This is a genomic window from Synechococcus sp. 60AY4M2 (genome assembly GCF_002760375.1).
Taxonomy (GTDB): domain Bacteria; phylum Cyanobacteriota; class Cyanobacteriia; order Thermostichales; family Thermostichaceae; genus Thermostichus.
Genome location: NZ_AUMZ01000001.1, coordinates 2,670,100 through 2,693,214, shown reverse-complemented (window position 1 = coordinate 2,693,214; position 23,115 = coordinate 2,670,100). Strand labels below are relative to the sequence as shown.

Genomic DNA, 23,115 nt, shown 5'->3' with positions numbered 1-23,115 from the left:
GCTGGTGAACAACCTGAAAACAGTCTCCAGCCGGTTGATTCGCAAAGAGTTCGCCACAGAGGTGGCACGGTTCTACAGCAAGCCTGTATTTTGGGCAGGGACCTATTTTGTTGCCTCTTGTGGTGGGGTCACCGTTGAGGAGTTGAAGAAGTATGTCGAGCAGCAGGCAACGCCCAGATTGTGAGACTCAGGGGCATTGAACCCCTTCGTCTCACCGCCTATCCTCCAGCCCGCCAAGCTGCGCTGTGGAGGGAGTACCCCGGAGGTTCTCATGGATTCCAGAGCCATGGCAGTAGCAGCCAAACCTTTCTGCCCCCGGGAAAACCTGCTAGAGTTGGGAGGGGATAATTCCCCTCCTTGCCAGCGAGGTTGGTTGGCTTGTTCTATTTTTGGGGTTTTGGGGACTTATGGCTATCCTGCTGTCGAGCGAACCTATCCTGGCCGTGAGCATCTTCGGCATGGGCCTGCCAGAGCTGGCCGTGATTGGGATAATTGCAGTGGTCGTGTTCGGCCCCAAGAAGCTGCCGGAGTTGGGCAGCGCCTTCGGCAAAGCGTTGCGCAGCTTCAAGCAAGAGATGAACAACCCCAGCAGCGATGACGAGCCCACCGCCGGTGCCGATCGCGTCAGCGGGACGGAGTCCCTGAAGGTAGAAGCGGAGAAGGTGGTCGAGAAAGATGCCGCCTGAGGGCATCTGCACTGAAAAAATGGTGTCTTGGGTCGGCTCCTCGTTTTGTAGGAGATAGGTGCGAGTAAAAGCGGATACCGCAAGTTGCACGGCCGGCATCTGCACCAGCCGCAACAAAGTGAAGTCGGCTTGCCGGTGAGCTGGATCCAGGGCTGATGTATATTTTTGAAAAAGCTACCGGCCTGGCGCTACCGCTTGACCCAAAGCCGGGCTGGACAGGCGCAGCAGATGGGGGGCTATGGCGGAGCCGACCGATTTCGAGCTGATGCGCCAGATCCAACTGCGGGATCGCCGCAGCCACTTTTTACTTAAGGATCGCTACCAAAAGCGCCTGCTGGAGATCGCGCTGTCCACTCTCAAGCAGCCTCACCAGGCCGAAGAGGTGGTGCGCCAGGTGTTTGAGTTCTGCTGGAAACATGCGGAGGCCTTTGACCTGCAGCGGGATCGCTCGGTGGCCCTGTGGCTTTACGAGTTGACGGCCTTTCAAGCCCAAGAACGCTTGCGGCGCTGGAGCTGGTTGCCCGCCCCTGCCTCCATCCGGGTCGCACCTCCTTGGTGGCCGCGGCGCCTCCTCTGGGGCAGCTTAGTAGGGTTAGGGATCTACGCAGTGGCCATAACAGCAGCCTACTGGCGGCTGCGCTGGCAGGGGGAGTCGGTAGCCATTCAACGGCTCTATCAGGAGTGGCAACGACAACCGCAGGTACGGCGAACCCTTCTGCGCGACCCCAGCTTCCGCAACCCCCTGTTGGTACAAGCTCTCTGGTCGCCCCGCGCCAAGCAGGTGTTGCTCTTGGCTTCAGAAATGCCCCCTGCCCCCCCGGGAACCACCTACCAACTGTGGCTGGAGTCGGCTGGGCAGCGCCTGGAAAGCGCCGGCACCTTCACCGTCAACGCCGAGGGATCCCTGCAATGGCTCAGCCAGCCCACCCATTCACAGCAGCCGACCCGCCTTTGGATTACCCTCGAACCGGCAGGCGGGAGCGAATCCCCCACTGGCGCCCCTCTGCTGCAGAGCAACTTCTGGATCCCTGCCTCTCAACCTGAGGAGAGCAAAGAGAACCTCTTAAACTAGCTTGAAATGACTCCTGAGACCCTGGAAGTTGCCCCGTCAGGTCAAGGGATTCATCCCCCCGTATACGGCGGGGAAGAGGGGGGCCTGCGCCGCCAAGGTTTCGGTCAACAACCGTTGCCATGACGGTAGTAGGATCAGGGGGCAGGCTTGCCGACGCCACACCAGGATTCGCCAGTATCTATCGGGAAATGGGTTGCGTTGGTTTCGCTTGGCCCTGCAGTTGCACGGATCGGTTGTGCCGGCAGTGCTGCCTCGCACCCTCATCTGTGGTCTCCTGGGAGTGCTGGTTTCCGTTCTCTACAAGCTGGGGTTGCCCATAGCGCTGTCCTCGTTGGTGGCGTTCGTGCCCAACATCGTTTTTGGCTTGATGCTGGTGTTTCGGACAAACACTGCCTACGAGCGGTTTTGGGAGGGGCGAAAAGCTTGGGGATGCGTGGTGAGCAACGTGCGCAACTTAGCCCGCTTGATTTGGGTAGCCATTGAAGAGAAGCAGCCAGACGATCGGGAAGAAAAAATCAAAATCCTCTATCTCCTGCCTGCTTTTGCCATCGCCATGAAGCAACATCTGCGCCAAGAATTTTTGCCAGATGAGCTTCAGACCCTCCTCAGCCCAGAGCAGTTGCAACGTCTTAAAAACCTCAACCATCCCTCCTTGCAAATTGCCTTTTGGATTGGAGACTACCTACAGCGCCAATACCAAAAAGGCCGCGTTGAAGTCTATCAGCTAACGATCATGGTGGAGCGGCTCAATAACATGGTCGATGTCCTGGGCGCCTGCGAGCGCATTCTCATGACCCCAACGCCCATGGCCTACGCCTTACATTTGAAGCAGTTGTTGCTGCTGTATTGTTTGTCTTTGCCTTTTCAGATGGTGGAGGGATTGGGCTGGATGACCGGCCCCATTGTCGGGCTGCTGGCCTTTATGCTGTTTGGCGTCGAGGAGATCGGCATTGAAATTGAGAACCCCTTTGGACGGGATCCGAACGACCTGCCCCTTGATGTGATTTGCAGTAGGATGAAGCAGAATATCGCTGATTTGATCCAGTCTGCCTAGAACAACCATGGGTTATCTCATAAACAAGCTTAGGTTTCCCTGGGGAAGGTAGTCCGGCTTTTTAAATTTTTCCAGTAACACCGGCTACGCAGCCGACAGCCGTACTTTTAGGCTTCTTCTGTGCCAGAGGGATCCCGCTTCTCCCCAGAATTGTTGGGTGGGGAGATTGGCCTGGGCAACTTTCTGGGATCTGGACGACAAGGGATCCCACCTCGGCGCCAGGAATGATACCTTGAAGAAAGGCGTAGGATCTCGACCGGAGCGACAGCCATGCTGAAATGCACCACCCGCCACGTTCACATCTTTGCTGGCGAGGTGACCGCCGATAACCACTTTGTGCCTCGCGACGATCTGCTCACCCTCGATGTGGATCCCGACAACGAGCTGGTCTGGAACGATGCCGCCTTGCAGAAGGTCTATGCTCGTTTTGAGGAATTGGTAGAAGAGTACAGGGGCCGGGATCTGACTGAGTACAACCTGCGGCGCATCGGCTCTGACCTGGAACACTTCATTCGCTCTCTCCTCAAGCAAGGGGAAATTGCCTACAACCTGCAGGGGCGTACCCCCAACTACAGCATGGGCTTCCCCCAGATCCCTGCTGAAGAAATTGTCGGCCAGTACATCCCCAAAGGTTAGCCTCTCTTCCATCCCTGACTCTGGGCCTGCCAGCCCGCACGCCAATCGTTGACCTGTTATCGGAGTATCAGCCCATGTCTGGAGAACCTACCCCCGCCCAGGAAACCGCTGTCGAAAAGCCGGCCCGGGTTGAGGCCGCCAACCCTGCTCCCAAGGAGACTGACACTGCCCAAGCCTCGCCCAAAGCCGCAGCAAAAAAACCAGCCAAGGAAGAGAAGCCTTTCGAGCAACTCATTGCAGAAGATGTGATCCCGGCAACCATCGCCGCTTTTCAGAAACGCGGCGTCACCGATCTGCAACTGCGGCTGGAGGGCAAGACGCTGATTGGCTCGTTTGCCGGCGGCAAAAAGCAGTTTAGCGTCCTCTTTGCCGAGGGATCCCTCAATGGGCCCAAGTTCTTCCGCTGCGCTATTGAAGGATCCCCGGCCAGCACCATTGAGTCTTTTATGATCGACGAGCGTCGCGTCGATGTGCCCCTGTTCGTGTTCTATCTGGTGCAGCGCCTCTATGCCCAGCAGTGGTATTGAGCGATCCCAGGCAGATGCCTGAGCCGCCAGCCAAACCCGTAGGCAGCGCAGCCAGAGATTGAGCTAGCCACCTGTTAGGCAAGGAAGGGATCCCCGGACAGGGATCCCTTTTCGCTGAGGCGGGGGATGGGCTGTAGAAGCCAAAAGAGATTATCTTTTGTGAAGAAAAGTAAGGCGGTGCTACGGGAGAGCGCGAAATGTACATCGTGCAGATTGCGTCGGAATGTGCCCCGGTCATCAAGGCGGGGGGGCTGGGGGATGTGGTGTACGGCCTCAGCCGAGAGCTGGAAGTGCGGGGGCACTGTGTCGAGCTGGTTTTGCCCAAGTACGACACCATGCGCTACGACCAGATCTGGGGCTTGCACGATGCCTACCGCGACCTCTGGGTGCCCTGGTATGGGGGAGCTATTCACTGCTCGGTGTACTGCGGCTGGGTACATGGCCGCCTTTGCTTTTTTATTGAGCCCCACTCCGGCGACAACTTTTTTAATCGTGGCTGCTACTACGGCTGCCCGGACGACAACATGCGCTTTGCTTTTTTCAGCAAGGCGGCTCTGGAGTTTCTTCTCAAAAGCAATAAGCGCCCCGATATCATTCATTGTCACGATTGGCAGACAGGATTGGTGCCGGTGCTGCTCTTTGAGATTTACAAGTACCACGGCATGGAAAACCAGCGGGTATGCTACACCATCCACAACTTTAAACACCAAGGCTTTGGCGGCCCGGAAATCCTCTGGGCCACCGGCCTCAACCGGGAGCCCTATTACTTTCATTACGACCGCCTGCGAGATAACTTTAACCCCTTTGCCCTCAACTTTATGAAGGGCGGGATCGTCTTTTCCAACTTCGTGACCACCGTTTCCCCCACCCATGCCCTGGAAGCGCGATTTGGTAATTACAACTATGGACTGGGACACACTCTTTACTTGCACCAGCACAAGTTTCGCGGCGTCTTGAATGGCATCGACTACGATATTTGGAACCCTGAGATCGATCGCTTTATTCCTTTTCACTACACGGCGCAAACTTTGGAAAACAAGGCCAAAAACAAAAAAGCACTGCGGGATCAGCTATGGCTACAAGATGTTGATAAGCCCATTGTGGCCTATATTGGGCGGCTGGACGAGCAAAAAGGCGTGCATCTGGTGCATCATGCCATCTACCGCTCCCTGTTTAAAAATGCCCAATTCGTGCTGCTGGGATCCGCCACGGAGCCGGGGATCGGCGCCTGGTTTGCCCATGAGAAACGCTACCTCAACGACAACCCCGATGTTCACATCGAGCTGGGCTTCAACGAAGAACTTTCCCACCTCATCTATGCGGGGGCAGACATCCTTGTGGTGCCCAGCCACTACGAGCCCTGCGGCCTTACCCAGATGATCGGCCTCAAGTACGGCACGGTTCCGGTGGTGAGGGGCGTGGGCGGCCTGGTGGATACCGTTTTCGACCGCGATTACGACACTCGCAAATTGCCGGAGCAGCGCAATGGCTACGTGTTCTACCACACGGATCGCGCGGCTCTGGAGTCGGCGCTGGATCGGGCCATCGACCTGTGGTACACCGCTCCCGACCAGTTTCGCCAACTGCAAGTCCAGGGCATGAGCTACGACTACTCCTGGAACTACCCCGGCAAAGAATACCTGGAGATCTACGAGTTCATTCGCCACCGCTGAGCGATCCCCAGCGATCCCAGCCCTTGACCACAAGGGGGAAATGCTGGACGATAGGTAGCAATGCCGCTCTTAACCTTCCCTACAGATTTATTGCCGGGGAAGGGGAGCTTGCTCGGTTATCTTCTCCTACCTGAGGATCCCTGGCCGCTATGATGGGCTATCTCGCCTTGGTACTCCACGCACACCTGCCCTTTGTGCGCCACCCTGAGCAGGACTTCGTGCTGGAAGAAGAATGGCTCTACGAAGCCATCACCGAGACCTATGTCCCGCTGCTGCACATGTTCGAGGGGCTGCGGCGAGATGGCATCGACTTTCGCTTCACCATGTCCCTGACGCCACCCTTGGTGTCGATGCTGCGGGATCCCTTGCTGCAGGAGCGCTACGACCACTACCTAACCAAGTTGGAAGAGCTGGCCCAACTGGAATACGACAAGAACGCCACCAACGGCCACATTCGCTACCTGGCCGAGCACTACATCAAGCAATTTGCCATGGTGCGCGATCTCTGGGAGCGCTACGACCGGGATCTGGTGCGGGCCTTCAAACAGTTTCAAGACAGCGGCAACCTGGAGATCATTACCTGCGCGGCTACCCACGGCTACCTGCCCTTGATGCAGATGTACCCGCAGGCGGTATGGGCCCAACTTATCGTGGCCTGCGAGCACTACAACGAACACTTTGGCCAATGGCCAAGAGGGATCTGGCTGCCGGAGTGCGCCTACTACCAGGGGCTGGAGCGGATGATCGCCGATGCCGGCCTGCGCTACATGATCACCGACGCCCACGGTTTGCTCTATGCCAAGCCGCGGCCCCGCTACGGCATGTACGCCCCCATCTTCACCGAGACTGGCGTTGCCGTCTTCGGTCGGGATCACGAGTCTTCGCAGCAGGTGTGGTCAGCGGAGGTGGGCTACCCTGGGGATCCCGTCTATCGCGAGTTCTACAAAGACCTGGGGTACGAGGCCGACTACGAGTACATCAAGCCCTACATCATGCCCAACGGCCAGCGGAAAAACACCGGCATCAAGTACCACCGCATCACGGGGCGCAACCTCGATCTGGGACAGAAGCAACTTTACGATCCCTACTGGGCCAGGGAGAAGGCGGCAGAACATGCGGGCAACTTCATGTTCAACCGCCAGCGGCAGATCGAGTATTTGTACAGCGTCATGGGGCGTCCGCCGCTGGTGGTGGCCCCTTATGATGCCGAGCTGTTCGGCCATTGGTGGTATGAGGGCCCCTGGTTTTTGGATTTCCTCATTCGCAAGAGCTACTTCGACCAAAATACCTATCGCATGACTCACCTGGCGGAGTACTTGCGGGAGAACCCCACCCACCAGGTGTGCAAACCTGCCCAGTCCAGTTGGGGGGCGCGCGGCTTCCACGAGTACTGGCTCAACCCCACCAACGCCTGGATCTACCCCCACCTGCACAAGGCTACCGAGCGGATGATCGAGCTGAGCCGCCGCGAGCCTGCCGATGACCTGGAGTGGCGGGCCCTGAACCAGGCGGCGCGGGAATTGCTCCTGGCCCAATCTTCCGACTGGGCCTTCATCATGCGCACGGGGACGATGGTTCCCTATGCGGTACGCCGCACCAAATCCCACCTGCTGCGCTTCAATCACCTCTACGAGAAGATCCAAGCCGGCCAGTTTCGGCGAGAAAAAGCCACCCCTGAAGACGAGCAGTGGCTGGCCAAGGTGGAATACATGGACAACATCTTCCCCAACCTCAACTACCGTGTCTACCGGCCCCTCTGACCATTGGGTAAGGCCGGAACCTTTTGGCAACTTCCACCCGCACCGCGTGGAAAAAAGAATTTCCGACTACTTGAGCCTCACTCCCCCCCTTCCTCTTGGACGATGGGCTGGGGTTGGTCGCAGCAGAGGGGCGCTCGGGAAGTGTTTTCTTCAATCGGGTTTGAAACGACTGCAGTTTGAAATAGCCATCATCGGCATCCCTGCGGACTTTCCGCTGCCGAGGGCGGGCCTTGTTGCGAAGGGATCCCAACTTCCCTGCCCTGATGGCCAGCCCTGCCGGTTCTAGAGCTTGGTGCCGCACTCGGCGCAGAACTTGTGCAGGCTGGGGTTTTTGGTGCCGCAATTGGGGCAGTAAATCAGCTCGGCGGCTTGCTCCAGTTGCCGCTTTTCCGGCAGGCCGATCATCTGGTAGTTGGCTTTGCCGGCGGGCACCATCGGGTAGCAGTTCTCGTCCCGCTTGACCACAAAATCGACCACCACCGGCCCCTCGTGGCGCAGCATCTCTTGGATGGCGTCGTCCACTTGATCGGGGTGATCGACGCGCATGCCCTTGATACCAAAGGCTTCGGCCAGCTTGACAAAATCTGGCATGCCCGCCGCCATATCGGAGTGAGAATAGCGCTCGCCGTGGAAAGCCTGTTGCCACTGCCGCACCATGCCCTGCCAGCCGTTGTTGATGATGGCCACCTTGGTGGCAATGCCGTACTGGGCCACCGTGCCCAGCTCCTGCATGTTCATCTGGAAGCTGGCGTCGCCGCTGATGCAGATCACCTCGGCGTGGGGCAGGGCCACTTTGACCCCCATGGCCGCCGGGAAACCGTAGCCCATGGTGCCCAGGCCAGAACTGGAGATCCACTGGCGCGGCCCGTTACGCAGAAACTGCGCCGCCCACATTTGGTGCTGACCGACATCGGTGGTGTAGTAGGCGTGGGGAGCATGGCGACGAAAGGCATCGATCACCTGCTGCGGGGCGATCACGCCCTCATAGCGGGGCACCTGCAGGGGGTAGTCCCGTTTCCAGCGCTCGATCCGCTCCAGCCAAGCCTGCGTCTGGCCAGGGGTGTGGGGCATTTTGCTCAGTTGCGCCAACAGCTCCACCAGGACGGTGCGCACATCTCCCACAATCGGCACGTCCGGAGTGCGGTTTTTGCCCACTTCTGCCGGGTCGATATCAATGTGGATAACCTTGGCGTGCTTGGCAAATTCGTCCAGCTTGCCGGTTACGCGGTCGTCAAAGCGGGCCCCCACGGCAATCAGCAGGTCGCACTCGGTAACGGCGAAGTTGGCGTAGGCGGTGCCGTGCATGCCCAGCATCCCCACCGAGAGGGGATCGTTCTCATCGAAGGCCCCTTTGCCCATGAGGGTGGTGGTCACCGGGATCTGATAGGTGTGGGCCAGCTCGGCAATCTCGGCATGGGCACCCGAGATGATGGCCCCGCCCCCCACGTAGAGCAGGGGCCGCTTGGCCTGCAGGATCAGCTTGGCCGCCGCGTGGATCTGGCGAGGGTTGCCCCGCACCGTGGGCCGGTAGCCGGGGATATTGACCTCGCTGACCGGCTGGTAGTCGAACTCTTCCAGGCCCACATCTTTGGGGATGTCGATCAACACTGGACCGGGTCGCCCCGTGCTGGCGATGTGGAAGGCCTCGGCCACAATCCGGGCCATCTGCCGGGGGTCGCGCACCACGTAGGAGTGTTTGACAATGGGCAGGGTGATGCCAAAAATGTCAGTCTCCTGAAAGCCATCAGTACCAATCAAATGGCGGGGCACCTGGCCAGTAATGGCCACCAGAGGCACGGAGTCCATTATGGCGTTGGCGATGCCTGTCACCAAATTGGTTGCCCCCGGCCCCGAGGTGGCAAAGCACACCCCCACCTTGCCGGTAGCGCGGGCGTAGCCATCGGCAGCATGGGCAGCGGCCTGTTCGTGGCGGACTAGGAAATGTTTGAGTAGCCCTTGGGATTCGGCCTTGTACAGCTCGTCGTAGATGGGCAAGATCGCTCCTCCTGGATAGCCGAAAATGTGCTGCACCCCATGTCGATGCAGGCTATCCACCAGTGCATAGGCCCCTGTTGCCACGATATCTTCTCCCCACTGAAGACGACCGAGCGCTCAACCTGAAGGGTTTGAGCTAGAAGACCAGCCAGCTATTGGCCGGCTTTTTAGGTTGTGTATTTAATTCAACAGTCTAGCAGGGGTTTGCTCCGCAGGGTTGAGATTTGCCTGGGGGGTGGCAACCGGTTTTTTCCTTCACCCTGCTTTTGCCTTGGAGAGCCCTTTAAGGCTGAGCTGTCGCATCCCCAGCAGAGGTGGCTCTAGATGAGAAGGGATCCGCTGCCCTGGGGATCCTGCGCTGCAAAACCTGCCCAGGCCGACGTGAGACCATCCGGTTCTCAGAGGGTTGAACCTGAAATTGATGGCATCCTCCCCTCAATATTTATTGAGGGGATTATTGCCCCTCGAGCTCCCCTACTTCTCTAAAACCTGCTGTTATCTATCTAGGTTTGATGATTGCGATGCTGGTCGGCAACCCGCTGGCTGGCCTCAAGACCGGCCCAGAGCCGGTTTTTGCCCAGTCTTCTGTCTCAGCAATCGATGAAGAAACTATTGGATTGCTCGCTTAGTTGTTCCCGCTGCTTCCGTTGAAGAAGTCGAACTGGAGCGGGAGAATGGGCGCTGGGTTTGGAAGGTGGGGTTTGCCAACGACATTGAGGTCAAAATCGATGGCAGAGCCGGGAAAATTCTAGACATCGATGATGACTGGTAGTTGGGCTGCTGCAAGAGCCCAAGAGAGGGCTGACGAGTTCTATCGGATCCTCGAGCGGCTGCTGCGCAGGATGAGCCATGCCAATTCCAAGGCCGGCCCCAGCACTCGCCAGGCGCGAAAGCAAAGCAGCAGGGATCCCTGTCCGTGCCAGCCGGTGTGGGCGAAGGTCAAGCGCAGGTGGCAAGCCAGCGAGGGGGGGAGGGTTGCCAAAAGCCCTAGGCACTGCCCCGTCAAGGCCGGGTCGGCAAAGCCGATTTCCAGGCCGCCTCGCCAGGACTGGATCTGGATCCCCTCGGCCAACCGCCTCAGAAGGGGCCAGAAGCGAGGCCAGTCGGCAAAGGAGAGACGGCAGCCCACCCAGGCTGGCCAATGCCCGCGAACGTATAGGGACCCGCAGCGCCATTCCCAACCCCGACGGCTGCCCCGCAGAGCCAAGCCCCTCCACCCGCGCCATTCCCCAACCCAGGCGAGGGGGCCCTGCCAAGGCTTGCGGTAGCGCAGCAGGAGCTGTTGTGGCCAGAACAAAAACAGCCCCAACCCCGTGACCAGCAACAGCCCTGCCAGGCGCTGGATGACCTCAGGCCAGCCCATAGCGAGCCAGAAAACGGGGCAAATCGACCACCTGACAGGTATAGGATCCCTGCATGACCAAGCGCCCCTGCTGCGTGATCTTCACCTGAAATTCAATGCGCCTTCCCACCGCTTGCACAACCTCAACCTGAACGTGTAGAGGATCCCCGACCACGGCTGCCGAGCAGTGTTCCAGGGCAAAGCGGATCCCGACGACGGCTTCTTCCCCCTCGTAGAAGGGCTGCAAGGTGTTGTGGCCGCACCGCTCGATCAGCGCCAACAGCGCCGGGGATCCGATCACCCTCACGCCGGGGTTGCCCAGGGCCTCTGCCGTTTGCTCGGGGCCGGGGATCCCTTGCCAGGTGCCGCGGGTGCCGAGAGGAACAGGTTTCACGGTCTGGGAGCCCCAACAGGCGAGGGTGGGCATTTAGCGGGATGCAGTCCTGGACTGCCACAGGCGCCAGCCCTGCCCAAGCAAGAGGCAGAGAACCAGGATCCCGACGAGAACCACCAGCACCAGGGCCCGCTCCAGGCGGGTGGCATAGAACCCCGTCACCGTCCAGTTGCGGCTGAGGTTGGAGCCCAAAATGGCAAGCATAGCCAGGCCCAAAGCTTGGGTCCCTGTCCAAGGTGCCCTTCCCCTTTCTTGGTTTAGGGCTATGGGCTGCAGCGCTGCCAAGATCAAGGCGGTGATCAAGGCTGCCAGCAAGAAGGCCGCCTGCGGCTGGGCGTGGACGAAATAGCCCACCCCCAGCGGCAGGAGCAGGCTGGCCAGCGTCAGGCCGATCCCCGTCGGCAGCGGCCTGTCTTGCCCGTACACCCAGTGGACAAGCGCTGCCAGCCCCATGCTCGCCATGCCCAGGTACAGCGCCGCCGCCACATAGGGCTGGGTGAGGTCGATCCCGGCCACCTGCAGGTTGAACTGGTGCAGCAGGTTTTGCAGCAGGGGTTGGGCCGACAAAAACAGGGCGGCCATTGCCCCCCAGCGGCTGGGAAAAGCCAGACACCCCAGCCCCAGCAGCGCCGCCCCGTAGGATCCCCCCAGCCGCAGCGCCAGCAGCGCCCCACCGCCTACCAGCGTCAGGCTCACACAGGCCCGCCAGAGCAAGGCCTCTTTTCCCTCGGGTGCCGGGATCCCGCCCTCCAAAGCCAGCAGAGCCCACGAGAGCAGCACCCCCGCCCCGTACAGCAGCGCCCAAAAGGGATCCTGGTACAGCCCGTTGCGCACCAGGGCCAAAGCCAGCGCCGTCGCCACCAGCCATCCCACACCGTGCCCCAGGGCCGACAGCAGCCGGTTGGAGCCCACCTCGCTGTCGCGCGAGGACTCCGTCCCGCTGGCGGGAACGGGGAGGATCAGCAGGGGCAGCGTGCCCGCCACCAGGCTGAGGGCAGCCAGCCCCACCGGCAGCAGCACCGACCAAGGGAGATCTTGGGGGGAGCCCATCTCCAGCAGGCGGGATCCCCAGGTCAAGGCGGCGATGCCGCTCCAGCCCTGGCCCAGACCCATCAGCACAGACAGCATCTCCGCCTCGGCCAAGCAGCCCAGCAACGGGATCCCCACCAAGCCCATCCCCAGGCCGCAGCCCCACAGCAGCAGAGAAAAAGCAGCTCCCGCCTCAGATTCCTCGAAAGCACCGCGGGCTAGGCCCCACACGCTGGCCAAGCTGAGCAGCAGCACCGCCAGCCCCTGCCCGGCCCGCCCGCAGCCGCTCAAGCCCAGCAGACCCAACCCCACCAGTCCCCCCAGCAACACCGCTAGCGGGATCGGCTCCGACAACTGTCCCAGCCCTGCCCCCAGCGCCGCCAAGGCTGCCAAGCCCAGCCCCACTGCCGGCTGCCAACGGCGAAGGGATCCCCAGCGGCGATAGCGAATCGCTTCCAACAGCAAAACCACCAAGCCAATTGCAGCCCCAATCGCCAGCGCTCCGCTTACCATCTCCCCCTCCTGACCAACCCTTCCTCAACTATCGCCGATCTTGGTCTGGCCATCGAAGGACTCCGTCCCGCTGGCGCAAACGGCAAAAGGGTTGACAGAAACTTGGTGCCTTATCCCCCAGCCGGGGAAGGGCAATGCCCCAAGCCGCCGAGGCGGTGGCAAAGATAAGCTGGAAAAGAGCAGCGAGCGGGCGTTCATGTCTTCCGAGCATTACAAGTTCGACCTCTTCTTGCGTTACCACCGGGCCCAGGCCCGTTGGGCGCGGCAGTTGGCGGAGCGGTTGGATCGGGAGGGCTTCAAGGTCTGGTTTGACCGCTGGATGCTACAGCCAGGAGACGACCGCCGGCTGGAGCTGCAACTGGCCATCGAACAGTGCCGCTGGGTCGGGGTGGTGGCCTCGCCGGAGTTTGTCGCCAATCCCTGGCCCAGAGATGAGCTCTACAGCGGCTTCTCCCACGCCCCGCCCCGGCAGAACCAGCGCCTGCTGACGCTGCTGCACACGCCCGCCGAGCTGCCCCGCCCCCTGGCAGAAGCGCCGCTGCTGGACTTTAGCGGCTCCGATGAGGATCCGGTGCTGTTCGAGTACCGGGCCCGGGAGCTGATGCACTTTTTGGATCCCAGCTTTCCCGCCCCCGGGGATCTGCAGCGATTTCGGCTGCAATACCGTCGCCGCGAGGAACTCCCTGAAGATGAGGAGGTGCGGGGGTTCCAGGCCTTTTTGCGGGCCATTCAAATGGCCATCCTGCGCATTGCCACCGGCGAAATGCCCTCTGCCACGCCGGAGGAAGGAGCACGCAAGATTGCCATTTTGCAATTTATTCAGCGGCTGTTTCAGTGGAACAGCGCCGACATTCAATTTGAGCGGGCCGAGGAGTGGCGCAAGCGGGGCAACCTGAGCGAGGCGCTGGCCGCCTACGACCGTGCCTTGAACATGGATCCCAACTTTGCCCTGGCCTGGAGCCGGCGCGGCGATGTGCTGGTGCAGTTGGCCCGCTACCGCGAGGCGGTGGACAGCTACAACGGATCCCTGAGCATCAACCCCTACGACGAGGAGACGCGGCTGCGCCTGGCCCTGATTTTGGGGCGCCTGGGTCAGTACAAAGCGGCGGTGGTCAACTACGACAAGGTGCTGGAGAGCAACCCCGAAGATGCCTTGGCCTGGCACAATCGCGGCATTCGCCTCATGCAACTGAAGCGGCCCAAGCTGGCCCTCAACAGCCTGAACAAGGCGCTGCGCTACAACCCCCAACAGCCCCGCACCTGGCTGGCGCGTGGGATCGTGCTGCGGCGGCTGCGGCGGCCCAGCTCGGCGGCGGCCAGCTTTGCCCGCGTCCTGAAGCTCAACCCCAGAAGTGGCCGGGTCTGGCGCTACCAAGGCAATGCCCTGTTCCACTGCCAGCGGCTGCGCTCGGCCATCGAGTGTTACAAGCGCTCGCTGCGGCTGCGCCGCCGGGATCCCATTACGCTCCACAACCTAGGGGTGGCTCTGCTGCGCCTGGGGCAGTATCGGCTGGCCAGCAAGGCCCTGGAACGTGCTCTGCGCTACGACGCCGACAACCCCAAAAGCTGGTATGCCCGCGGCGTGGCCTTCCAGAAATTGGGCTACCTGAGGGAGGCTTGCATTCACTTCGAGGAAGCCCTGAAAATCCGGCCAGAGGACTTCCCGGCTCGCTACGCCCTGGCGGTGGCCCAGCAGGAGCTGGGGCAATATGAAGCCAGCCTGGAGCAGTTCCGGCGCCTGGTGCAACAGCGTCCCGGCAGCTTTGCCTGCTGGTTTGGCCAGATCACCAGCCTGCGGCGCTTGGGCCGGTTGGAAGAAGCCCTTGCTGCCGCCCAACAGATGACCCGCCTCAACGAACGGGATCCCTGGGGCTGGTTTGCCTTAGGGCTAGTGTATGGCGACCTGAAAGAGGCAGAAAAAGCGGTGGAGGCCTACTCGCGGGTTTTGCAGCTCACCCCAGAAGACGCGGTGGCCCTCAACAACCGCGCCTGGGAGGCCCTGAAGCTGGGGAAATTGGAGCTGGCTCTAGCCGACGCCCAACGGGCCACAGAACTGGAGCCGCAGCGGCCCGCCTTCTGGCATACCTTGGCGCTAATCCAACTACAGGCCGGCCAGCGGGAGGCGGCCCAGGCCAGTTTGCAGCGCTGCCTGGAACTGGATCCCCAGTTTCAGCCGGCCCAAGCTGCTCTGCAGGAGCTGAACCGCGCCGGCTCCAGCTCGCCGACACCGTTGCCGGGCAACTTTGCCGAGAGCCCTGCTGCTGACGCGCCGGCAGGAACGGCGCTGCCAGAACTGAAAACCCTCACCCCTCAAGAGGAGCCGCAACCGGTAGACCGTAGGCCCCTACCGGATCCCTCCGCTTAGCCCTTGTCTTGTGCCAATCCCCACAACGCCCTGACTGGATTTATGCCCAGGGACAGCTTGCCTCCCTGCCTGACAAAACTCCACCGGCTCAGGGCTATGTAGACCATCCGCGAACTGAAGCGCGGAAGCAGGCTACTGAGCAGGGGGAGAACCTCAGCCTTAGCAATATACAAACTGTGCTGTTCAGAGGGGCCGTCAGCTCTCCCCCGTTCACAGCAAGGGCAGGCCGCGCAGTCGTCGCAGTTGGTTGATATGGGCTGGGCAATCACACCCGAACAGGGCAATGGCGGCGTTGCTCTCTTCGAGGGTGAACTCCAAGAAAAGATGCTCCGCCGCCTCGACCTCAGCTTCAGATGGGTTGGGATCCCCTATCTCTGGCCAAGGGAGCGGGTGCCGCCACGGCAAAGAACGAGAGCGGACAACACTCAGATCAAATTGAGGCACCTCCAGAGCAGAAGCCCAAGCCATAGGAGCAGGCGACAGCAGCAACGCCCACAGAGCCGGTGTAGCCCACCTAGCCCAACGCCAATAGAAATGAGGGATCCCTGCCATCAATCTGACCAACTCACCGTAGCGGTAGTGTACCACTGGTTTTGGCTTCTGTCAGGAAAGAGAAACTCCATCAGCCGAAATGACCGTAAAGTGGTTGAGCTTACAGCCTGTTAAGGACTCAAGGGGTACAATAGCAGCACTTAGCAAACCAACTTTGGAAGGAGGATGGATTGATCAGTAGTAAAGAAGTCTTCACTATCTGCCCCATGCTATATTTCCCAATTCTGCAAAGCTGCCGAATAAAATGCTTCAACACCGACCACATCATCTCAATGAGATTCAACTCCGGCGCATACACAGGTAGGTATAGGATTCGTGCTCCTGTCCCCCTAATCAATTCCTCAACTTCCCGACTCTTGTGGATATTTAAATTGTCCATAATTACAACCTTCCTCGCATCTAGCTTCGGACATAGCTCGCTTCTCAAAAACTCCAAAAAATCTCCTTTCTTCATCCCACCCTTGATGACACGACAGCCAACTACACCTCTCAAGGAAATAGCTCCAATAACCGTATACTTTTCCCCCTTGTATCTTTGACGGTAATGATAAGCCCGTTGACCACGTAAACTCCGAGATACTCTCCGCTCCATTCCCTCCCAGACTCCCGTCTGGTCGATGGCAATCAAATCCTCCGCTGGAATATTCCTGACTTCTTGACTATAAGCTAGTCGTTCCCTTTGCACCTCCTCTTCTTTGACTTTTGCACTGCGGTAGGTCTTTTTTTTAGAGTCATTCCTTGCTTTTTCAAGAAATTATGTATCGTGACGATGCTTACATTGATTCCTAAGCGCTCGCGCAACAGTTCTTGATACTGCCACAGGTAGAAGTCTGGGTGTTCTGTAATAATTGCCATCACTTCCTGCCGATGTTGTTCCAAAATGCCCACTCGCTTGGTGCCTGCTTTCTTAGGGGCTAAATCTTGAGTTTGTTGGTACTGACGCACCCAGCGGTGTACTGTTCTTTTGGTAACCATGAAGCGTTTAGCTACCTGGCGGATGGAGGTGTTACCTGCCTGGTAGGCTGCTACAACTCTTTGCCGCAAATCCAAAGAATGAGTCGGCATTCCTTTCTCTCCTTCCTCTTGAATACCTGTACCCTATTTTAAATTAAAAGGCTGTACCTAATTTATGGTGAAAAACCCGACGGGTAGAAACCCTCTGGAAAGCGTGTCAAGCGGGGCCTGTACCAAACGGCAAAGGGGTGGTTGGTTAACGCTGAGGCAAATGCTGTCGCCAACCTGCTTAAGAAAGTCAGCAGAACCTTGGAGCTTTGCGTGAAGGAACTGTCTAGAGGCGCTTTGACAACGCCGTTACGGGTTCTTTTGTGGACTGCGTAAGAATCCCCCGCCTTCAGGCGGTGGGAGTGTTAAATCCAGCTACAATTGCTGTGTAAAGCCCCGCTTTAGGATCAACGCCGCTGGCAATGGCAAAGGCAAGCGCTAGCGGCAAAGCCACCACTGCTGTGGTCAAGCCGCCCATAAGGTCGCCGCGCCAGCGCGCCAAAAGCTTTTTCCACCCTTGGCCTGCGTCATCCGTAGCCACAGTTGGCTGACTCACCACAGCTACTCGAACACTCCTCAGTTGCCGATAAGTCCTTTCAAAGGGTAACACAGTGTTTACAAATGTGTATACGGACTCAATGGCACCGGGGAAGGTGTAGCGTCGCTGAGTGCCTCAGCGGCAGTTGACGGATAAAGCCAGAGTGTGAGCAGCCGATCGTAGGCCCAACGATGGTTTAGAATATTTTTAGAATCTGGTCTGAGGTTGCGGGGATCCTAAAGACGCCCAGCTCGGCGGTTTTATTCCGTCGTTTCTTCTCCCCTTTCCCTTCAGCTCCCTCTGTAACTTAGGAGATTGCTATGGCCGTTCCTAGTGGTCTTTCCAGCCCGCTGCCGGAGCAAGAAACCTCTACGGGACAAGGAAACGGTCTGAACTTGGCTCCTCGGCCTGCCGACCCGATCCTGCCGGCTGCTCTAGGGTCAGGAGAGAGGTCCGGCCCGCCGGTGTTTCCTAGCCCTGTCAAGTTCAGCAAGATCGAGATCGACAACCGCCCGGTGGGAGCTTCCACCCTGAAGGTAGTGGATTACTTTGCCGATGGCCGTCCGGTTGCTGCTGCCACTCTGAAAGTTGTGGATACCTGGGGCGAGGGGCGCCCAACGGTGGCTTCCGGCGTCAAATTTGTCCATGACCCAACCCTCAACCGGCCGGTGATGGCGGACGGCCTGAAAATTGCCAAAACTTTCCTGGGAAATCGCCCTATTGAGGCTAGTCCCCTTAAGGTGTTGCGTTAGCCGGCATCCCTGACGAGGGCCAGGGATCCCCCTGCTAACCTGAGTGGGGGAGACGTGACAGCGGCAAATATGGAGATCCTGGCGGCTTTGGTGGGGTTGCTGGCGGGCTTGGGAGGAGGGGCAGGCTACCTGGCAGATCAGGCGGCTCGGCAGCTTTTGCTCGCTCAGCTCGATGGGGTAGAGGTTTTGGAGGTGCGCATCCAAAGCCGCCCTAACTATCGTTTTTTGAGCGGCCAGGCGGATCGGTTGTTGGTTGCCGGGCGGGGGCTGTACAGGGCTCCGTTTCCGCGCATAGAGCTGCTGGAGCTGGAAACAGATCCGGTGGCCATTGACCCCTCTTTTTTCCGCGGGGCTCCTCTGCGGCTGGAGCGTCCTCTGCAGGCGGCGGTGCGGGTGGTGGTGCGGGAAGAAGACTTGAATGCTGCCCTCAACTCGCCAGAGGTGCTGAGACAGTTTCAGGATATCCGAGCAGATCTGCCCTTTGGCGGGCTTAGGGACGAACCCCGCCGCTTCGATCTGCGCAAACCCCGGGTCGAGTTTTTGGCTCCTGACCGCCTTCGACTTTCTGCCCTCTTGGTGGAGCAGGAAGGCGGCAGCGAGCAAAAAGACTCCGTCCCGCTGACCCGAGCAGTTGATGTAGTGTTCAACGCCGGGATCCAGGTGGAGGAGGGGCGCCGCTTGCAGCTTCAGGATCCGGAGTTTGTCATCGGCTCTGTGCGGGTTCCCGATGAGATCTCGGCAGCGTTTTTGGGCGGCCTTAACGAGGTGTTTGATCTGCAAGAGCTAGAAGATCTGGGGCTCCTGGTGCGGGTGCTCAGCCTGGAGATAGGGTCTGATCAGGTGCAGGTGATCGGCTTTGTGCGGGTCGAGAGCTTGGAGACCCTGATGGGATCCCGGCGAGCCGCCCTTCCCTAGCAGGGATCCCCGCCCATTGGGGCTAAATCTTCTCGTCGATAGGGTCGTCTTCTGCCAGGAGCTTCTCGATGCGGGCCTCGTCCAGGCGGGAGAGCAGCCGCGCCGCCTCTTGGTTGTCGCGAATGGCTGTGGCCAGCGTGAAGCCAGTTCAAGCTGGCTTGCGCCTGTGCCGGTTTGGGGATCCCCGGCAGGGTGGGCCTTTCTTCGCTACCCTAGAGCTAAGCAAGACAGGGGAATGGCAGCGATGGATCACTACGGAGGGCGTACCGCACAGCTTGGCTCTGGCAAATTGGGGGGGCGACGTTCCCGCCCACGGCGCGACCAGGCCCTGCCCCTGGGGATCCTGGGCTTTTTGCTGGGGGTGGGGGTGATGGGGGGAGCCTGGTGGTACAGCATTGGGCCGCGGCAAACCCTTTCTTTGTACTGGCTGACCACGGCTAACAACTCGATCTACTACGTGCAGCAGGAGCGCTCCGTGCGCGCCTTCGACGCCCAAGAGGCCATCCGTGTGGCTTTGGAAGAGCTGATCGCCGGGCCCCGGGATCCCCACCTCACCACCGCCATCCCTCCCCAGACACGGCTGCTGGATGTGCGGGTGGAAGGCAACGATATTTTCCTCAATTTCTCTTCTGAATTCACGCAAGGGGGGGGATCCACGGCGATGATGAGCCGGATCGCGCAGGTGCTCTACACGGCCACCAGCCAGAACCCCGGCGCGCGGGTGTGGATCTCCGTCGAGGGGCGTGCCCTCGAGGTATTGGGGGGGGAAGGGCTGATGATCGACCAACCCTTGACGCGGGCCTCGTTTGTCCCCAGCTTCCAGCTTCCGGCAGAACCTGAGGCGGAGCCGTCAGCCGTATCGGCCTCTTGAGAGATCATGAACTGGTTCCAACGGGTGGGCAGCAGTTTTCTCCTGGCCGGGCAGGTGACCTTGCACCTGCTGCGGGGCCGCATTCACCGTCGCAACACGCTGGAGCAACTGGCAGCGGTGGGGCTGGAGTCGCTGCTGATTGTTTTGATCACAGCGGTGGTGATCAGCGGCGTTTTCACGATTCAGTTGGCGCGCGAGTTCATCAACTTTGGAGCTTCTTCCCTCATCGGCGGGGTTTTGGCCATTGCCCTGGCCCGCGAGCTGACGCCGGTGGTGACGGCGGTGATCCTGGCTGGACGGGTGGGGTCCGCCTTTGCCGCCGAGCTGGGCACCATGAAAGTCACGGAGCAGATCGACGCCCTTTACCTGTTGCGCACCGATCCGGTGGACTATCTGGTGATCCCACGGGTAGTGGCCGCGGGGCTGATGCTGCCGGTGCTCACCATCCTCTCCCTGTTGACGGGGTTGGTGGGGGGGATGATCATCTGCGCGTCGGTTTACAACATTCCTTCCACGGTGTTTCTCACCTCGGCTCAGAATCTCCTGGCCCCTTGGGACTTGATCGTCTGTTGTTTGAAGGCGATGGTGTTTGGGTCTCTGATCGCCATTGTCGGCTCCAACTGGGGCCTTTCCACCAGCGGGGGCGCCAAGGGGGTGGGGCGCTCCACCACCGATGCTGTGGTGACGGCGTTGCTGGGGGTGTTTGTTACCAACTTTCTGATCTCTTGGCTGGCGTTTCAGGGCCCGGGAACTGCCCTCAGCCGCGCCTTCTAGCCACTCAAAAGGGCAAAGGTAGGAGATAGTGATGCAAAATCCCTACGCCCCATTCCTCAGATTTTCTTGGCCTGAGATCAGCCGGGCGCTCAGGATCTGATCCCCCAGCTTGATCTTGCGCAGCACCTCGGTGCCCTCGGTAACATAGCCGAACACGGCGTAGCGGCCATCCATGAGGTTGAGGCCGGCGGGAGTGAGATCCGGCTCGGCCATAAAGATAAAGAACTGAGAAGAGGCGCTGTTGGGATCCTCGGGATAGCGGGCCATGGCCACCGTCCCTTCGGCAGCAAAGGGCAGGGCCGGCTCCACATCCCACAGGCCCAGTTGATCGAAGGTTTGGCCGTAGCGGGGCATTACCTCACCCTTGACCCGGATCTCCATGGGGATGGTGCGGACTCTGCCGGTGGCCGGATCCACATAGCCGTCGGCAGGGCCAGGGGGATCTCCAGCTTGCACTAGGAAGAATTTCTCCACTCGGTCAAAGGTCAGGCCATCGTAGAAGCCCCGCTGCACTAGGTCAGCGAAGTTGCCAGCAGTTATTGGAGCACTATAGCCATCCAGGGTGATCACCATGCGCCCGGCGGTGGTGTTCAGCTCCACTTCTGCCCGGCCCAGGAGCTGCGGCTTGTCGGCGTACTCATCAGGTACCTCGTAGGGGAAGGCCCCCACCCAGTTGTTCTCCAGGGATCCCAAGTCGTCTATGAGGCGGTCGTAGGCGGCGCGGGCTTCCTCCTTGCCCTTGGATTTGCGCTCCGTGGCCTGGCTGATGAGCTGCAACTCCTGGCGTAGGGCGGCTATTGCTTCAGAGGCGGCGGCAGCCTGCTCGGGGGGCAACTCCGCCAGCAGGGGATCCGCATAGCGATCCAGGAGCCGCTCCACCTGGCGCACATCCCCCCGCACCGCCGACCAGCGGTTGTACTTCAGGTCGGCCTCGATTTTGGTGATGGCCTCGTCAATTTCCCAGATCCGACTGTCTTGGATGGGCAGCGCCCGCCGCAAGAGGGTTCGCGGATCCGTAATGGCATCCCCTTGCGGCAGCGCCAGGGCCGGGATCCCCCAGAGCGCCACCCCGCAGAGCAGAGCAGCTACGTAGAGGCCAAGCCGGCAAAGGGATCCCCATTGCCAAAATCCTTGGGCACGCTGCGTCATGGTTCCTACCGACTGCAAAACCACTCCTGTCTCAGCCTGACACCCCACCGTCACAGGCGGCAAGCGCTGTCAAACCTCGATAGATATCTCCACGACTGGCTCACTCCACCTGGGGGAAAGCCGTTATCGCTACGCAACGCTTTTGCAACCGCGATAGCAAAGACGGAGTTCTCAGAGGGCATGACTACACGGCTCTCCTACCTAGGAACGGTGACCTCGAAGCGGACGACACCGGCTGATCCAGAACTGCCTCCCCCCACATTCACCACCACCACACCGTTGGGGTTGCTGATGCCCCCACAAGCAGGCGGCACGGCCCCACCCGGCGGAATGAAGGCCCCCCTATCCCCATCTTGGGCGTCGCTAAGGGCCACAGGGGATCCCCCTGTGCTCACCGACAGGCTGCCCGGCACATACTGCAAGCCAGGCGCCAGGGGATCGCACACCACAAAGTTGGAAGCGGGCGAGTCCAGCAGGAAGTAGATGGCATACTGCACCCGCGCTCCTGGGCGCACCGGCAGGTTGATGGCCCCCTGCAGGAAGGTGCTGGCTCCGCCTGGCCAAGGGATCCCTGGGTTGTCGTTGGGGTCGGTGGGCTCGTCGAAGAATTCGGGAATGGAGAGGCCATTGAGGGCGCTGATCCGCTTGACCAGTCGGATCCCTTCGCCTGGGGGAGGTGCTGGGCTGGGTGTGGGCGTCGGAGTGAGTGTGGGTGTCGGTGTCGGGGTGGGCGTCGGTGTTGGAGTGGGTGTTGGCGTCGGTGTTGGGGTGGGGGTGGGCGGAGCTTGCTCCTCATATGCTCCTACATCACACCGAACTCCAGCAGGTCGGGAAAAACCCCGCTGATCCTGGTTGACAGGGCTACTGTTCAGGTCGGTACACTGCCCGGCTGGCACAGCGTCGATGGCTACACTGCCTGCCAGAAGGGCATGGGTCTGGGTCGGCCCACCATTGTTGGCCAGTGGCCCAAGGTTCAAAGCTGCTGAGGTCACAGCCGTAAGTCCTGGGCAGCTTCCATCGGTGTCGAGATTCGCCCCGCTGGGGGTGAGAGTGCCAGCGTTGGAACAATTACCTCCGCTTGTACTGTTTGCGACGATTGAGTTCCTAAGGTTGGCTGTGGCACCGTTGAAAATACCTCCACCTTTTGAAGCTGAGTTCGATGCAATTGTTACAAAGCTTAGACTGCTGGTGCCGAGATTGTAAATGCCACCGCCTTTTGTGCCAGCACTATTTCCTGATAGGGTGCTGTTGGTAATGTTTACTGTACTGCTGCTGGAAACATAGATCCCTCCCCCTTCCTGGTTGACATTGTTGAAGGGGATCTTGCTGGCGTTGTTGAAGGAGATCTCGCTGGCGTTGAGGGTTACCTTGCCGCCGTTGCCGTTGTAAATGCCACCCCCTTTTTCACTAACGTTATTGCCGGAGATCCCTGTTTTGCTGATGTTTGTCGTGCCTAAATTGTAGATGCCGCCCCCTTCCTTGCCAGCACCATTGTTGACAATGCCGGCGTTGGTAA

Annotated in this window: 22 protein-coding genes and 1 pseudogene; 14 read left to right on the top strand and 9 right to left on the bottom strand. The window is 59.9% G+C overall.

What is annotated here, in order from left to right; all coding sequences use genetic code 11:
* The 8 genes from SYN60AY4M2_RS11775 to SYN60AY4M2_RS11740 all read left to right on the top strand — a co-directional run.
* On the top strand, positions 1–184 hold a 184-nt coding region (locus tag SYN60AY4M2_RS11775; RefSeq protein ID WP_206336920.1), incomplete at its 5' end, for a transposase.
* Positions 185–407: 223 nt separating this feature from the next.
* A complete protein-coding gene (tatA, locus tag SYN60AY4M2_RS11770) occupies positions 408–686 on the top strand; it encodes a twin-arginine translocase TatA/TatE family subunit (protein ID WP_011430879.1) in 279 nt (92 codons plus the stop codon).
* 238 nt (positions 687–924) lie between these two features.
* The gene (locus SYN60AY4M2_RS11765; RefSeq protein WP_011430880.1) at positions 925–1,758 is read left to right on the top strand and encodes an anti-sigma factor; all 834 of its coding nucleotides are present in this window, start codon (positions 925–927) and stop codon (positions 1,756–1,758) included.
* Positions 1,759–1,951: 193 nt separating this feature from the next.
* Complete coding sequence (locus tag SYN60AY4M2_RS11760; protein ID WP_240527344.1) at positions 1,952–2,812, top strand: bestrophin family ion channel; 861 nt, start codon at positions 1,952–1,954, stop codon at positions 2,810–2,812.
* 270 nt (positions 2,813–3,082) lie between these two features.
* Positions 3,083–3,448: an NAD(P)H-quinone oxidoreductase subunit M gene (locus SYN60AY4M2_RS11755; RefSeq protein ID WP_011430883.1), complete on the top strand. Its 366-nt coding sequence runs from the start codon at positions 3,083–3,085 to the stop codon at positions 3,446–3,448.
* A gap of 74 nt (positions 3,449–3,522) precedes the next feature.
* Positions 3,523–3,975, top strand: coding sequence for a DUF2996 domain-containing protein (locus SYN60AY4M2_RS11750; protein WP_099813003.1), 453 nt, complete (start codon positions 3,523–3,525; stop codon positions 3,973–3,975).
* Between the two features lie 197 nt (positions 3,976–4,172).
* Entirely contained in the window at positions 4,173–5,648 is a 1,476-nt protein-coding gene (glgA, locus tag SYN60AY4M2_RS11745; protein WP_011430885.1) for a glycogen synthase GlgA, read from the top strand.
* A 152-nt stretch (positions 5,649–5,800) separates the two neighbouring features.
* A complete protein-coding gene (locus SYN60AY4M2_RS11740) occupies positions 5,801–7,408 on the top strand; it encodes a 1,4-alpha-glucan branching protein domain-containing protein (protein WP_011430886.1) in 1,608 nt (535 codons plus the stop codon).
* Between the two features lie 282 nt (positions 7,409–7,690).
* On the opposite strand, the gene ilvB is transcribed toward SYN60AY4M2_RS11740, so the two are convergent.
* Positions 7,691–9,487 (bottom strand): biosynthetic-type acetolactate synthase large subunit, encoded by a 1,797-nt coding sequence (gene ilvB / locus SYN60AY4M2_RS11735; protein ID WP_099813002.1) that lies wholly within the window; start codon positions 9,485–9,487, stop codon positions 7,691–7,693.
* Between the two features lie 532 nt (positions 9,488–10,019).
* Between ilvB and SYN60AY4M2_RS14800 the strand changes: the two genes are divergently transcribed.
* A complete protein-coding gene (locus SYN60AY4M2_RS14800) occupies positions 10,020–10,175 on the top strand; it encodes a PepSY domain-containing protein (protein WP_346426067.1) in 156 nt (51 codons plus the stop codon).
* 39 nt (positions 10,176–10,214) lie between these two features.
* Here SYN60AY4M2_RS14800 and SYN60AY4M2_RS11730 read toward each other — a convergent pair whose 3' ends face one another.
* From SYN60AY4M2_RS11730 to SYN60AY4M2_RS11720, 3 genes are read right to left on the bottom strand one after another with little or no spacing between them, the layout of a single operon-like run.
* Entirely contained in the window at positions 10,215–10,766 is a 552-nt protein-coding gene (locus SYN60AY4M2_RS11730) for a hypothetical protein (protein ID WP_011430890.1), read from the bottom strand.
* Positions 10,753–11,139 carry a hotdog domain-containing protein gene (locus SYN60AY4M2_RS11725; protein ID WP_099813344.1) on the bottom strand — a complete coding sequence of 129 codons (387 nt, stop codon included), beginning with the start codon at positions 11,137–11,139 and terminating at the stop codon, positions 10,753–10,755. The genes SYN60AY4M2_RS11730 and SYN60AY4M2_RS11725 overlap by 14 nt, the downstream gene beginning before the upstream one ends.
* A gap of 33 nt (positions 11,140–11,172) precedes the next feature.
* Entirely contained in the window at positions 11,173–12,681 is a 1,509-nt protein-coding gene (locus tag SYN60AY4M2_RS11720; protein WP_011430892.1) for a hypothetical protein, read from the bottom strand.
* A gap of 196 nt (positions 12,682–12,877) precedes the next feature.
* On the opposite strand from SYN60AY4M2_RS11720, the gene SYN60AY4M2_RS11715 reads away from it, so the two are divergent.
* A complete protein-coding gene (locus SYN60AY4M2_RS11715; RefSeq protein ID WP_041438461.1) occupies positions 12,878–15,046 on the top strand; it encodes a toll/interleukin-1 receptor domain-containing protein in 2,169 nt (722 codons plus the stop codon).
* 210 nt (positions 15,047–15,256) lie between these two features.
* Here SYN60AY4M2_RS11715 and SYN60AY4M2_RS11710 read toward each other — a convergent pair whose 3' ends face one another.
* From SYN60AY4M2_RS11710 to SYN60AY4M2_RS14250, 3 genes and pseudogenes are all read right to left on the bottom strand, one after another.
* On the bottom strand, positions 15,257–15,514 hold the full coding sequence (locus SYN60AY4M2_RS11710; RefSeq protein ID WP_049749773.1) for a hypothetical protein: 258 nt from the start codon (positions 15,512–15,514) through the stop codon (positions 15,257–15,259).
* A gap of 202 nt (positions 15,515–15,716) precedes the next feature.
* Positions 15,717–16,663 (bottom strand): IS630-like element ISSoc15 family transposase gene (locus tag SYN60AY4M2_RS11705; RefSeq protein WP_099813001.1). Its coding sequence is split into 2 segments (ribosomal slippage): positions 15,717–16,327 and positions 16,327–16,663, totalling 948 coding nucleotides; the frame shifts between segments, so codons are not numbered across the junction.
* Between the two features lie 304 nt (positions 16,664–16,967).
* Positions 16,968–17,078, bottom strand: a pseudogene (locus SYN60AY4M2_RS14250) (SulP family inorganic anion transporter); the annotation flags it as partial.
* A gap of 380 nt (positions 17,079–17,458) precedes the next feature.
* On the opposite strand from SYN60AY4M2_RS14250, the gene SYN60AY4M2_RS11690 reads away from it, so the two are divergent.
* The 4 genes from SYN60AY4M2_RS11690 (at position 17,459) to SYN60AY4M2_RS11675 (ending at position 20,450) form a co-directional block, all read left to right on the top strand.
* Positions 17,459–17,890: a hypothetical protein gene (locus SYN60AY4M2_RS11690; protein WP_011430898.1), complete on the top strand. Its 432-nt coding sequence runs from the start codon at positions 17,459–17,461 to the stop codon at positions 17,888–17,890.
* A gap of 54 nt (positions 17,891–17,944) precedes the next feature.
* Positions 17,945–18,805 (top strand): DUF2993 domain-containing protein, encoded by an 861-nt coding sequence (locus SYN60AY4M2_RS11685; RefSeq protein ID WP_228375271.1) that lies wholly within the window; start codon positions 17,945–17,947, stop codon positions 18,803–18,805.
* A 244-nt stretch (positions 18,806–19,049) separates the two neighbouring features.
* Positions 19,050–19,676: a GerMN domain-containing protein gene (locus SYN60AY4M2_RS11680; protein ID WP_099813000.1), complete on the top strand. Its 627-nt coding sequence runs from the start codon at positions 19,050–19,052 to the stop codon at positions 19,674–19,676.
* A 6-nt stretch (positions 19,677–19,682) separates the two neighbouring features.
* Complete coding sequence (locus SYN60AY4M2_RS11675) at positions 19,683–20,450, top strand: MlaE family lipid ABC transporter permease subunit (protein ID WP_011430901.1); 768 nt, start codon at positions 19,683–19,685, stop codon at positions 20,448–20,450.
* A gap of 42 nt (positions 20,451–20,492) precedes the next feature.
* Here SYN60AY4M2_RS11675 and SYN60AY4M2_RS11670 read toward each other — a convergent pair whose 3' ends face one another.
* Both SYN60AY4M2_RS11670 and SYN60AY4M2_RS14135 read right to left on the bottom strand, forming a co-directional pair.
* The gene (locus SYN60AY4M2_RS11670) at positions 20,493–21,599 is read right to left on the bottom strand and encodes a peptidylprolyl isomerase (RefSeq protein WP_099812998.1); all 1,107 of its coding nucleotides are present in this window, start codon (positions 21,597–21,599) and stop codon (positions 20,493–20,495) included.
* A gap of 197 nt (positions 21,600–21,796) precedes the next feature.
* A complete protein-coding gene (locus SYN60AY4M2_RS14135) occupies positions 21,797–22,591 on the bottom strand; it encodes a choice-of-anchor Q domain-containing protein (RefSeq protein ID WP_168173340.1) in 795 nt (264 codons plus the stop codon).
* Positions 22,592–23,115: the final 524 nt, after the last annotated feature.